Consider the following 11,754-nt stretch of genomic DNA (forward strand, 5'->3'; position numbering starts at 1 on the left):
GGGGTGGGCGCGGGGACGGAAGGGGAAGTCACAGTGCGGTACCCGAGGGTGCGAGGGGAGGTCACGGGGCGGCGGAACCGGGGAACGCCGGCTGCGCTGCGCGGCCACTCCACCTGATCGGTTACGGCGCGGACCATCGTGGCAGACGGGACGGGCGAGTGGTCGCCGGACCGCCCCCGCCGAGGTGCCTTCTCCTGCCCAAATGGGTGTGGTGGTCGGGTACTTGCCGTGCCGAGTGCGGTTGCTCACAGGGCTCGCGGGCGCTCATGGCATGCGGACGGGCCCGTCGCCGGCGGCGACGGACCCGTCCGCACGGGGCCCGAGGTGCCCGGGGCCTCAGCCCTCCTTGCCGCGCCCGCTCAGCGCGTCACGCATCCGGTCGACCATGCCGACCCCCGGTGCCAGCATCTTGTTGGCGGGCGGCTTGTCCGGGGCGGACGGGTGGGGACGCGTCGGCGCGGTCTTCTTCGCCATGCGGACCTTGTCGCCCAGGTCGTCGAGGGCGTCCGGGGGGCAGGCCGAGCGCAGCCGCAGGAAGAGGTTGCCCTCCTCGTCGGCGACGTGCTCCCGGATCTCGGTCATCAGCATGCCGACGAGCCGGTCGAACTGCGGGTCGTCCGCCTCGCAGCTCTCCAGGTCCTTCATGATCTGTTCGGCCTTGGCGTGGTCCTCGAGCTCCTTGTCGGCCAGCGCGTCCCCGCCCGCCACATGTTCACGGACGGCCGGGTAGAGGTAGGCCTCCTCGGCCACCGAGTGCCTGACCAGCTCCATCGTGACCTGGTCGGCGTACATCTTGCGGTCCTTGTGGCCGGCCGGCAGCGCCTCGATCTTGCCGAACAGCTCCTCGACCTCACGATGATCGGTCACCAGTTCGTCGATGACGTTCCCACCATGACCCATGTCCTTCACCTCCAGCCTCGGCACGGCGGGCCCGGGACGGGCCCGCCGGGACTCCGGGTGCCCCGCGCCGCCGGGCCGACACCGCGTCCGCCGGGGTGGCTCGGCCGCCTGCCGGATGCCTGTGGTGCCTGTGGTGCTGCCGGTACAGGTGGTGTTGCTGGGGGAGCGGTCGCGGGACAGTCGGTGCCTGAGCACAATAGGGATCAACGTGTGAAAGCTACTGGCACGGGAACTCAGAGCCAGTGCCGTCGGGAAAACGGCGGCCGACCAGGACGGCGCTGCTGCGCAGCAGTCCGCGCGTCCTGCTCCTTCACCTCTCCACACCCTCCCGTGCCGCACCGGATCAGTGCGCCGACCTCGTGAAGGCGTTTCCGGGCGCGAGCGAAGGACGTCCCATGAATGATGCGACCCCCAGCCTGCCCTGGCGTCGTGCCGTGGTGACCGGCGGCGCCGGGTTCCTCGGCAGCCATCTGTGCGAACGCCTGTTGGCTTCAGGTGCCGAAGTCGACTGCGCGGACAACCTGGTGTCGGGTTCACGGGCGAACATCGCCCACCTCGAAGGCCACCCCGGTTTCCGGTTCGTCGAGTGCGACGTGTCCTCGGCGGACTGCCCGGAGCGGCTGGAGGGGCCGTACGACCTGGTCCTGCACTTCGCGTGTCCGGCCTCGCCCGCCGACTATCTGCGGCTGCCGCTGGAGACGCTCGACGTGGGCAGTCTGGGCACCCGCAACATGCTGGCCGTCGCGGAGCGTGACGGGGCCAGGTTCCTGCTGGCCTCGACGTCCGAGGTGTACGGCGATCCGCTGGTGCATCCGCAGCGCGAGGACTACTGGGGCAACGTCAATCCGGTCGGCCCGCGCAGCGTGTACGACGAGGCCAAGCGGTTCTCGGAGGCGCTGGTCACGGCCCATGCGCGGGCTCGGGAGGCCGACGCGGGCATCGTCCGGCTGTTCAACACGTACGGGCCGCGGATGCGGGCCCACGACGGGCGTGCGGTGCCCACCTTCGTATGTCAGGCGCTGGCAGGTGAGCCGCTCACGGTGGCGGGCGACGGCGGGCAGACGCGGTCGCTCTGCTATGTGGACGACACGGTCGACGGGGTGCTGCTGGTGGCCGCGAGCCACTCGGTGCGGCCGGTGAACATCGGCGGGACCGACGAGGTCACGGTCCGTGACATCGCGCGCCGGGTGGTGGAGCTGACGGGGTCAGGCTCACGGATCGGGTTCGTCGACCGTCCCGTCGACGATCCGCAGCGGCGCCGGCCGGACACGACGCTGGCCAGGGAGCTGCTGGGCTGGGCGCCGAGGGTGCCGTGGGAGGAAGGCATCAAGCACACGATCGCCTACTTCGCCGCGACCCAGCCGACGCGGGAGCCGCAGCTCTGAGACCCGTCCCTCACCCCCGCCACGGAGGCATCGCATGCGCGTACTGGGAATCAACGCCCTCTTCCACGATCCCGCCGCCGCGCTCGTCATGGACGGCAGGATCGTGGCGGCCACGGAGGAGGAGCGCTTCAGCCGGCGCAAGCACGGCAAACGTCCCGTTCCCTTCTCCGCCTGGGAGCTGCCCGAACTGTCCGCCCGCTGGTGCCTGGAGCAGGCCGGGCTCGCCCCGTCCGAGCTGGACGCGGTCGCCTACTCCTACGATCCCGACCTCGCGCGCCCGGCGGACCGGCTCGGCCTGAACGACCCCTGGGACCACCTGCGGCAGGAGTACGCCCGCCGCGCCCCCGAGTTCCTCGCCGAGGCGCTGCCCGGCCTCGACCCGGCGAAGGTCCGCTTCGTCCCCCACCACGTCGCCCACGCCGCCTCGGCGGGGCAGGCGTCCCCGTACCCCGACTGCGCGGTCCTCGTGCTCGACGGCCGCGGCGAGTGCGGCTCCCACCTCGCGGGCCGCTACGCGAACCGTGAACTCACCGTCCTGGGCTCGCAGTCGCTGCCCGACTCGATGGGCCTCTTCTACGAGGACCTCACCCAGCACCTGGGATTCCTGCGCAGCAGCGACGAGTTCAAGGTCATGGCCCTCGCCTCGTACGGCACCCCGCGCTTCCTCGACCGGCTGCGCGAATACGTCGGCACGGACGGCGAGGGCGGATTCCGGGCCCGTCCCGTGCCGTGGGCCTCGCTGGTCCCGCCGCGCGCGGCGGGCGCTCCCTGGACGCAGGACCACGCCGACCTCGCGGCCGCCGCGCAGGCCTGCCTGGAGGAGGTGCTGCTCGACCTGGTGCGGTGGCTGCACGAACGCACGGGTGAGGATGTGCTGACACTGGCGGGCGGGGTGGCGCTGAACTGCGTGGCCAACACCCGGCTGCACCGGGAGGGGCCCTTCGAGCGGGTCTGGGTGCAGCCCGCGGCCGGTGACGCCGGGACGGCGCTGGGCGCCGCGCTGCACGTCGCCCACCAGAAGGAGACGGTGGAGGCCATGCCGACGGCAGCGCTCGGCCGCGGCTGGAGCGACGCCGAGCTGCGCGAGTGGCTGGAGCGGGCGGCCGTCCCGTACGAGGAGCCGGCCGACATCGCGGAGGCCGTGGCGGAGGAACTGGCTCGTGACGGTGTCGTGGCCTGGTTCCAGGGGCGCAGCGAGTACGGGCCGCGGGCGCTCGGCCATCGTTCCCTGCTGGCGCATCCGGGGCGGGCGGAGAACCTGGAGCGGCTCAACGCGGTGAAGGGGCGGGAGGAGTTCCGTCCGGTGGCCCCGATGGTGCTGGCGGAGCGGGCGCCGGAGCTGTTCGACGGGCCGCTGCCCAGCCCGTACATGCTGTTCGTGCACGAGGTCGCCGCCGAGTGGCGGGAGCGGATCCCGGCCGTGGTCCACGTGGACGGCACGGCCCGTATCCAGACCGTGGACCGGGCGGCCGAGCCACTGGTGGCGCGGATGATCGACGGCTTCGAGCGGCGGACCGGGCTGCCGGTGGTGGTCAACACCAGCCTGAACACGGCGGGCCGGCCGATGGTCGACGATCCGCGGGACGCCCTGGAGTGCTTCGGGTCCGCGCCGGTGGACCTGCTCGCGCTGGGTCCGTTCGCGGTGCGGCGGAAGAAGGTGTTCGCATGACGGGCGCACCCGCCTACTCGGTGGTGATCCCGACGATCGGGCGGCCCTGTCTCGCGGACTGTCTGCGCGCCCTCGCCGCGGCGGCGGACCGTCCGCCCGAGGAGGTCGTCGTGGTCGACGACCGGCTCGAGCCCGCCGGGGAACTGCCGTTGGAGGCGGCCGGCATGCTGCGCGGGCGGGTGCGCACCCTGCGCAGCGGCGGGCGGGGGCCCGCCGCCGCCCGCAACGCCGGCTGGCGCACCGTCGGCACGCCCTGGACGGTGTTCCTCGACGACGACGTGCGGGTGCTGCCGAAGTGGTCGCGGCTGCTCGCCGACGACCTCGACGCGGCCGGCCCGGACACCGGCGGCAGCCAGGGACGGCTGACCGTCCCGCTCCCCGAGGACCGCAGGCCCACCGACTGGGAACGCGGCACGGCCGGGCTGGAGCGGGCCGCCTGGGCGACCGCGGACATGGCCTACCGGACGGCCGCGCTGGCCGGGGTGGGCGGCTTCGACGAGCGGTTCCGCCGGGCGTTCAGGGAGGACGCCGACCTGGCGCTGCGCGTCATGGAAGCGGGCTGGACGCTGCGGCGCGGCCTGCGCACGACCCGGCATCCGGTGCGGCCCGCCGACCGGTGGGTGTCCGTGCGGGCCCAGCGGGGCAACGCCGACGACGTCCTGATGACCCGGCTGCACGGCCGCGACTGGTGGACCCGCGCCGAGGCGCCCCGCGGACGGCTTCCCCGGCACGTCCTGGTGACGTCCGCCGCGCTGACCGCGTCCCTGTGCGCGCAGGCCGGCCGGCGCCGGGCCGCCGCCGCGGCCGGAGCCCTGTGGCTGCTGGGCACGGCCGAGTTCGCCGCGGCCCGGATCCTGCCCGGCCCGCGGACCCGGGACGAGGTCGTCACCATGGCGGTCACCAGCGTTCTCATCCCGCCGCTCGCGGTGCGCCACTGGCTGGACGGCCTGGTACGCCATCGGCGCGCGCTGCCGATGGGAGGCCGGCCGTGAGCCGGCGGACCGCCGACCGCGTCCGGGTCGCCGCCGTCCTCTTCGACCGCGACGGCACCCTCGTCGAGGACGTGCCCTACAACGGCGACCCCGAGCGGGTGCGCCCGCTGCCCGGCGCGAAGCGGGCCCTGGACCTGCTGCGGTCCGAGGGCATCCCGACGGGCGTGGTCAGCAACCAGTCGGGCATCGGCCGCGGACTGCTCACGGACGCCGACGTCCGCAGGGTCAACGAGCGGGTGGACGCCCTGCTCGGCGGTCTCGGCACCTGGGTGTACTGCCCGCACCTGCCCGACGACGGCTGCGGCTGCCGCAAGCCGCGTCCCGGACTGGTCATCGAGGCGGCCCGCCGCCTGGACGTGGCTCCCGTGGACTGTGTGGTGATCGGCGACATCGGGGCCGACGTGCTGGCCGCCCGTGCCGCGGGCGCCCGGGGTGTGCTGATCCCGACGGCGGTGACGCTGCCCGCGGAGGTCGAGTCTGCGCCCACGACCGCCCCCGACCTGCTCACGGCGGTCAACCGGCTGCTGGCGCAGACGCGGGGAGGCCGGCTGTGAAGGCACTGGTCGTACGGCTCGACAGCTTCGGCGACGTCCTGCTCGCCGGGCCCGCCGTCCGCGCGGTCGCCGCACACGGCGGACACGTGACGATGCTGTGCGGCCCACGCGGCGAACCGGCCGCCCGGCTGCTGCCCGGCGTCGACGAGGTCCTGGTGTGGTCGGCGCCGTGGGAGGGCGTGGACCCGCCCCCGGTGCGCAAGGGGGATGTCGACGACCTGGTGCGGCGGCTGAGCGAGGCCGCGTTCGACGTGGCCCTCGTCCTGACCTCGTTCCACCAGAGCCCCCTGCCCACCGCGCTGGTGCTGCGGCTGGCCGGGATCGGCCGGATCGGCGCCGACAGCGTCGACCACCCCGGCAGCCTCCTCGACGTACGGCACCGGCGGCTGCCCGGCCGGCACGAGGCCGAGGCGGCGCTCGACACCGCCGCCGCGCTGGGCTTCCCCCCGCCGCCCGGCGACGACGGGCGGCTGCGCGTCCTGCCGTCGCCGGACACCGTCGCCCTGACCGGCAACGGCCCGTACGTCGTCGTCCACCCCGGTGCCAGTGCGCCCGCCCGCGCCTGGAGTGCCGAACGGTGCGCCGAGGCCGTCGCGCTGCTCGCCGACGCCGGTCACCGGGTCGTCGTCACCGGCGGCCCCGACGAGACGGACCTGACCCGGCGGGTCAGCGGGGGGACGGCGGTGGACCTCGGCGGCAGGACCGAGCCGCGCACCCTGGCGGGCGTGCTGCGCACCGCCGACGTCGTGGTGTGCGGCAACACCGGCCCCGCCCATCTGGCGGCGGCGGTCGGCACCCCGGTGGTGTCCCTGTTCGCGCCCGTCGTCCCGGCGGAGCGCTGGGGGCCGTACGGCGTGCCGAGTGTGCTGCTCGGCGACCAGAAGGCGCCGTGCGCGGACAGCAGGGCCCGGCACTGTCCGGTGGCCGGCCATCCCTGTCTGGACGAGGTCACCGGCCAGGACGTGGTGCAGGCGGTGCGAAAACTGCTCAAGGAGCACGCATGAACATTCTTGTCTGGCATGTGCACGGCTCGTGGCTGACGTCGTTCGTCCAGGGCCCGTACACCTTCCTCGTCCCGGTGACCGCGGACCGCGGGCCGGACGGGCTGGGCCGGGCCAGAACCTGGGACTGGCCGAACACGGTCCGCGAGGCGGGGCCCGGCGAACTGCGTGAGGCGGACATCGACCTGATGGTGCTGCAGCGCCCGCAGGAGCTGGAGCTGGCCCACGCGTGGACCGGCCGGCGCCCCGGAATCGACGTCCCGGCCGTGTATGTGGAGCACAACAGCCCGCACGAGAGTGCCGTCGGCACCCGCCATCCCCTCGCCGGTCGGACCGACATACCGCTCGTGCACGTCACCCACTTCAACCGGCTCATGTGGGACAACGGCCGGGCACCGACGACGGTCATCGAGCACGGCATCATCGACCCGGGCCCGCTGTGGACCGGCGAGGAGGCCCGCGCCGCGGTCGTCGTCAACGAGCCCGTGCGGCGCGGCCGTACCACCGGAACGGATCTGCTGCCCCGGTTCGCCCGCTGGGCACCGCTGGACGTCTTCGGCATGCGCACCGAAGGACTCGCCGAGCACCTCGGGCTGCCGCCCGACCGCTGCCGCAGCCGGGACCTGCCGCAGGGCGAACTGCACCCGGCGATGGCCCACTGCCGTCTCTACCTGCACCCGATCCGCTGGACGTCGCTCGGGCTGTCCCTCCTGGAGGCCATGTTCCTGGGGATGCCCGTGGTGGCACTGGACACCACCGAGGTCCGCGAGGCCGTGCCCGAGGGGGCGGGGGTGGTCTCCAACCGGTTCGACGTGCTGGAGGACGCCGTCCGCCGCCTCGCCGCGGACCCCGCGTACGCCCGCGCGACAGGGGAGGCCGGCCGGGCCGCGGTCCAGGCCCGCTACGGAGAACGGCGTTTCCGCGACGACTGGGAACGCCTGATCAAGGAGGTCACCCGATGAGCCCCAGTCACCCGACCGCCGGCCGCGTCGCCATGGTCTCCGAGCACGCCAGCCCCCTGGCCCAGCTCGGCGGCCCGGACGCGGGCGGACAGAACGTGTACGTGGCCCAGCTCGCCGGACAGCTGGCCCGGCGGGGCCACGAGGTCGTCGTGTACACGCGCCGCGACGACCCCGGTCTGCCGGAGCGGGTCACCACACCGGACGGGGTGAAGGTGGTTCATGTGCCCGCCGGACCTCCGGCCCCCATACCCAAGGACGAACTCCTGCCCTACATGCCGGAGTTCGGCGCCTGGCTCGCGCAGGAGTGGGCCACCGAGCCGCCCGACGTGGTGCACGCGCACTTCTGGATGTCCGGAATGGCGGCGGTGGCCGGTGCGCGCGCCCTGGGAGTGCCGGTCGTGCAGACGTACCACGCGCTCGGCACCGTGAAGAAGCGTCACCAGGGCGCCGCAGACACCAGCCCGCCTCAGCGCCTGGCGATCGAGTCGGCGGTGGGACGGGAGTGCGGCGGCATCATCGCCACCTGCGAGGACGAGGTGACGGAACTGATCGCCATGGGGCTGCCGCGCGACCGTATCTCCGTCGTCCCCTGCGGGGTCGACCCGGTGCGGTTCGCGCCCGTCGCCGCGGCCCGGCGGTCCCCCGCGGCGCCCCGTCGGCTGCTCTCGGTGGGCCGGCTCGTCCCCCGCAAGGGGTTCGACCGGGCGATCCGCGCCCTGGCCGGTGTCCCCGACGCCGAACTCCTCATCGCCGGCGGACCCGAGCCCGCCCTGCTGGGCGCCGAACCCGAGGCGGAGCGGCTGCGGGCGATCGCCGAGGACTGCGGAGTGGCCGACCGGGTCACCCTCCTCGGCGGGGTGAGCCCCGACCGGATGCCCCAGCTCATGTCCGGCGCCGACCTGGTGCTCTCACTGCCCCGCTACGAGCCGTTCGGGATCGTCCCCGTCGAGGCCATGGCCTGCTGCGCGCCCGTCGTCGCCACCGCCGTCGGCGGCCAGCTCGACACGGTCGTCGACGACGTCACCGGCGTCCTCGTGCCGCCCGACGAGGACCACGACCTCAGCGCGACGGTCCGCGGCCTCCTCGACGACCCGGCCCGGCTCGCCCGGTACGGCGCCGCGGGCCGGCGCCGCGTCCTCGCCCGGTACACGTGGGACCGCGTCGCCGACGGGGTGACCCAGGTCTACGGCGCCGTCTCCTCCGTCCCCTCGCTCTCGGGAGTCGTCCGATGAAACTCGCCACCGACGTCACTCACTGCGACGACCTGATGAAGGCCCTCGCGGGCTTCCGCGAGTACGCCACGCCCGTGGTCGACCGGTGGGGCGCCGCCCTCGCCGACCGGCTCGGGTCGGGCTCCCGGCTGCTGGTCGCGGGCAACGGCGGCAGCGCCGCACAGGCGCAGCACCTGACCGCCGAACTGGTCGGCCGCTACCGCGACGACCGCCCGCCGTTCTCCGCGCTCGCCCTGCACGCCGACACGTCCTCCACCACGGCGATCGCCAACGACTACGGCGTGCAGGAGATCTTCGCCCGGCAGGTCGCCGCCCATGGGCGGGACGCGGACGTGCTGATGCTGCTGTCCACCAGCGGCGCCAGCGAGAACCTGCTCGTCGCGGCGAAGGAGGCCGCCCGCCTCGGCATGACCGTCTGGGCGCTGACCGGGCCGGCGCCCAACCCACTGGAGGGCGCGGCCGACGCGGCCCTGTGCGTGGAGGCGGCGACGTCCGCCACGGTGCAGGAACTGCACCTGGTGGCCGTGCACATGCTGTGCGAGGCCTTCGACCGGACCGTGGAGCGGCGCCTGGCCGTGGAGCGGCGGCGCCCGCGCGTCGACCGGTGGGCGGACCCGGCGGGGAGGGACGGCGTATGAGCTCCCCCGCCCCGCTGCTCGTCGTCGGGGACGCCCTCCTCGACCACGACCTGTGCGGACGGGCCGAGCGGCTGGCGCCGGACGCGCCCGTGCCGGTGGTCAGCGCGGCCCGGCGCGTCACCCGGCCGGGCGGCGCTGCCCTGGCGGCCTGGCTCGCCGCGGCCGACGGCAGGCCCGTCACCCTGGTGACCGCCCTCGGCGAGGACGAGTCCAGTGCCTGTCTGGTGCGGGCGCTGGGCGGCCGGGTGCGGCTGGTGCGGCTGCCGCTGACCGGTGATCTGTCCAGCAAGACCCGCGTCCTCGCCGCGGGCACCCCGCTGCTGCGGCTGGACGACGGGGACGGCCGGGCCGGCGAGGCGACCGACGAGGCGCGCCGGGCGGTCGCCGAGGCCGGTGCCGTCCTCGTCGCCGACTACGGCCGCGGCACCGCCGAGGTGCTGCGGGAGGAACTGGCGGCAGCGGCGGCCCGGGTGCCCGTCGTGTGGGACCCGCATCCGCGCGGGGAGCGGCCGGTGCCCGGGGTGCGGCTGGTCACGCCGTCGGCGAGCGAGGCGCGCGGCTTCGCGGGCGACGAACGGCCCGAGGGCGCGGGCGCCCTGCAGACGGCGGCCCGCGACGCGGACACGCTCGTCCGGGCCTGGCGGGCGGCCTCGGTGGCCGTGACGCTGGGCGGCCGGGGCGCGCTGCTGTCGCACGGCGACACACCGCTGCTCGTGCCGTCGCCGGTGACGGCGGACGGGGACGCCTGCGGTGCCGGGGACCGGTTCGCGGCGACCGCGGCCGGGCTGCTGGCCGACGGCGAACTCACCGAGTCCGCCGTCCGGGGAGCCGTGCACGCCGCGACCCGCTACGTCGCCGAGGGCGGTGCCCGTGCCGTGTCCGCGCCGCCGGTGCCGGCGCCCCCGGCGGTCGACGCCGAGCCGACGGACGACGCCCTGCGCACCGCCGCCCGGGTACGGGCCGCGGGCGGGACCGTCGTGGCCGCCGGTGGCTGTTTCGACCTGCTGCACGCCGGCCATGTGGCCCTGCTGCAGGCGGCCCGCCGTACCGGGGACTGCCTGGTGGTGTGCGTGAACTCGGACGCCTCCGTGCGCCGCCGCAAGGGCGGCGGGCGGCCCCTGGTGCCGGTCGCGGACCGGATCAGGGTGCTGCGCGCGCTGGAGTGCGTGGACGCGGTCGCCGTGTTCGACGAGGACACCCCGGAGCGGCTGCTCGCCGACCTGCGCCCCCACATCTGGGCCAAGGGCGGCGACTACGCCCTGGAACGGCTGCCGGAGGCCCCGCTCGTGGAGAGCTGGGGCGGGCAGGTCGTCCTCTTCCCCTATCTGGACGGCCGCTCCACGACCGGGATCGCCGAGAAGGCGGCGTCGTCCCCGCGGCCTGCGGGCCTGGCCCACGGACGGGGGCACCGGTGACGCCTCGGGTCCTGGTACTGCGCGCGCTGGGCCTGGGCGATCTGCTGGCCGGGGTGCCCGCGCTGCGCGGTGTCCGCCGGGCCTTCCCCGGGCACGAGGTGGTGCTGGCGCTGCCGCCGGCGCTGCGCGAGGCGGCGCTGTCCAGCGGAGCGGTGGACACGGTCCTCCCGGCCGCTGCGCCGGGGCGCGGTGTGCCGGCGCTGACGCACTGGGCGGGACCGCCGCCACGGGTCGCGATCGACCTGCACGGCAGGGGCCCGGAGAGCCGGGACGCGCTCGCCGCCCTCTCCCCCGGCCGGCTGCTCGCCTTCGCCCAGCCCGATCCGCCCCCGCCCCGGTGGCGGCCGGACGAGCACGAACGCGACCGGTGGTGCCGCTTCCTCACCCACTACGGCATCCCGGCCGACCCGGCCGACGTACGGCTGCCGTCGCCGGCCGGGGAGTCACCCGCGCCGGGGGCCGTCGTCGTGCACCCCGGAGCGGAGTCGGCGGCCCGCCGCTGGCCCGCCGAGCGCTACGCGGCCGTGGCGCGGGCGCTGCGCGACGAGGGCCACCGGGTCGTCGTCACCGGCGGTCCCGGAGAGGACGCGCTGGTGCTGGACGTCGCCGCACGTGCGGGCCTGCCCGAGCGGGACGTGCTGCGCGGCGGACTGCCGTTCGGTGAGCTGTCGGCGCTGGTCGCGGAGGCCGCGCTGCTGGTCAGCGGCGACACCGGGCCGGCGCATCTCGCCGTGGCGCACGCGACGCCGTCCGTGACCCTGTTCGGGCCCGTGGCGCCGCACCTGTGGGGCCCGCCGCGTTCGCCGCGCCATCTCGCCCTGTGGAAGCCGGGTCCGCCCGGCGACCCGCACGGCGACCTGCCCGACCCCCGGCTGCTCGGCATCGACGCCGACGAGACGGTCGCCGCCGCGCGATCACTGCTGCGCCGTGGTCGCACACCCGCGGAGAGGGGAGCGCCGACGCGTGTCGCCTCAGCCCGCCCCTGACGGCCGGATCACGGTCGCGG

At 75.3% G+C, this 11,754-nt stretch carries 11 protein-coding genes; 10 read left to right on the forward strand and 1 reads right to left on the reverse strand.

The genetic code is table 11. The features are described from left to right. Positions 1-336 precede the first annotated feature (336 nt). The gene (locus BZL64_RS27810; protein ID WP_086771938.1) at positions 337-900 is read right to left on the reverse strand and encodes a hemerythrin domain-containing protein; all 564 of its coding nucleotides are present in this window, start codon (positions 898-900) and stop codon (positions 337-339) included. A gap of 395 nt (positions 901-1,295) precedes the next feature. Here BZL64_RS27810 and BZL64_RS27815 point away from each other — a divergent pair, with 395 nt between their 5' ends. From BZL64_RS27815 to BZL64_RS27860, 10 genes are read left to right on the forward strand one after another with little or no spacing between them, the layout of a single operon-like run. Beyond that, complete coding sequence (locus BZL64_RS27815) at positions 1,296-2,285, forward strand: NAD-dependent epimerase/dehydratase family protein (protein ID WP_086771928.1); 990 nt, start codon at positions 1,296-1,298, stop codon at positions 2,283-2,285. A gap of 34 nt (positions 2,286-2,319) precedes the next feature. Next, positions 2,320-3,954 (forward strand): carbamoyltransferase family protein, encoded by a 1,635-nt coding sequence (locus BZL64_RS27820; protein ID WP_086771929.1) that lies wholly within the window; start codon positions 2,320-2,322, stop codon positions 3,952-3,954. After that, positions 3,951-4,946, forward strand: a complete 996-nt coding sequence (locus tag BZL64_RS27825; RefSeq protein ID WP_086771930.1) for a glycosyltransferase family 2 protein — start codon at positions 3,951-3,953, stop codon at positions 4,944-4,946. The genes BZL64_RS27820 and BZL64_RS27825 overlap by 4 nt, the downstream gene beginning before the upstream one ends. Continuing rightward, positions 4,943-5,500 carry a D-glycero-alpha-D-manno-heptose-1,7-bisphosphate 7-phosphatase gene (locus BZL64_RS27830; RefSeq protein ID WP_086771931.1) on the forward strand — a complete coding sequence of 186 codons (558 nt, stop codon included), beginning with the start codon at positions 4,943-4,945 and terminating at the stop codon, positions 5,498-5,500. The genes BZL64_RS27825 and BZL64_RS27830 overlap by 4 nt, the downstream gene beginning before the upstream one ends. Next, positions 5,497-6,504 carry a glycosyltransferase family 9 protein gene (locus BZL64_RS27835; RefSeq protein ID WP_086771932.1) on the forward strand — a complete coding sequence of 336 codons (1,008 nt, stop codon included), beginning with the start codon at positions 5,497-5,499 and terminating at the stop codon, positions 6,502-6,504. The genes BZL64_RS27830 and BZL64_RS27835 overlap by 4 nt, the downstream gene beginning before the upstream one ends. Then, positions 6,501-7,463 carry a glycosyltransferase gene (locus tag BZL64_RS27840; protein WP_086771933.1) on the forward strand — a complete coding sequence of 321 codons (963 nt, stop codon included), beginning with the start codon at positions 6,501-6,503 and terminating at the stop codon, positions 7,461-7,463. Before BZL64_RS27835 ends, BZL64_RS27840 begins: the two co-directional genes overlap by 4 nt. Next, positions 7,460-8,695, forward strand: a complete 1,236-nt coding sequence (locus tag BZL64_RS27845; protein WP_086771934.1) for a glycosyltransferase — start codon at positions 7,460-7,462, stop codon at positions 8,693-8,695. Before BZL64_RS27840 ends, BZL64_RS27845 begins: the two co-directional genes overlap by 4 nt. Beyond that, entirely contained in the window at positions 8,692-9,333 is a 642-nt protein-coding gene (locus BZL64_RS27850; protein WP_086771935.1) for a D-sedoheptulose-7-phosphate isomerase, read from the forward strand. Before BZL64_RS27845 ends, BZL64_RS27850 begins: the two co-directional genes overlap by 4 nt. Beyond that, the gene (gene rfaE2 / locus BZL64_RS27855; RefSeq protein ID WP_086771936.1) at positions 9,330-10,748 is read left to right on the forward strand and encodes a D-glycero-beta-D-manno-heptose 1-phosphate adenylyltransferase; all 1,419 of its coding nucleotides are present in this window, start codon (positions 9,330-9,332) and stop codon (positions 10,746-10,748) included. The genes BZL64_RS27850 and rfaE2 overlap by 4 nt, the downstream gene beginning before the upstream one ends. Further along, positions 10,745-11,734 (forward strand): glycosyltransferase family 9 protein, encoded by a 990-nt coding sequence (locus BZL64_RS27860; protein WP_086771937.1) that lies wholly within the window; start codon positions 10,745-10,747, stop codon positions 11,732-11,734. Before rfaE2 ends, BZL64_RS27860 begins: the two co-directional genes overlap by 4 nt. Positions 11,735-11,754 lie beyond the last annotated feature (20 nt).

This window comes from Streptomyces bobili (genome assembly GCF_002154575.1).
GTDB classification, from domain to species: Bacteria; Actinomycetota; Actinomycetes; order Streptomycetales; family Streptomycetaceae; genus Streptomyces; species Streptomyces bobili.

Coding starts and splice junctions, on each gene's coding strand:
- BZL64_RS27810 (WP_086771938.1), bottom strand. CDS start 900: ATGGGTCATGGTGGGAACGTCATCGACGAACTGGTGACCGATCATCGT.
- BZL64_RS27815 (WP_086771928.1), top strand. CDS start 1,296: ATGAATGATGCGACCCCCAGCCTGCCCTGGCGTCGTGCCGTGGTGACC.
- BZL64_RS27820 (WP_086771929.1), top strand. CDS start 2,320: ATGCGCGTACTGGGAATCAACGCCCTCTTCCACGATCCCGCCGCCGCG.
- BZL64_RS27825 (WP_086771930.1), top strand. CDS start 3,951: ATGACGGGCGCACCCGCCTACTCGGTGGTGATCCCGACGATCGGGCGG.
- BZL64_RS27840 (WP_086771933.1), top strand. CDS start 6,501: ATGAACATTCTTGTCTGGCATGTGCACGGCTCGTGGCTGACGTCGTTC.
- BZL64_RS27845 (WP_086771934.1), top strand. CDS start 7,460: ATGAGCCCCAGTCACCCGACCGCCGGCCGCGTCGCCATGGTCTCCGAG.
- BZL64_RS27850 (WP_086771935.1), top strand. CDS start 8,692: ATGAAACTCGCCACCGACGTCACTCACTGCGACGACCTGATGAAGGCC.
- rfaE2 (WP_086771936.1), top strand. CDS start 9,330: ATGAGCTCCCCCGCCCCGCTGCTCGTCGTCGGGGACGCCCTCCTCGAC.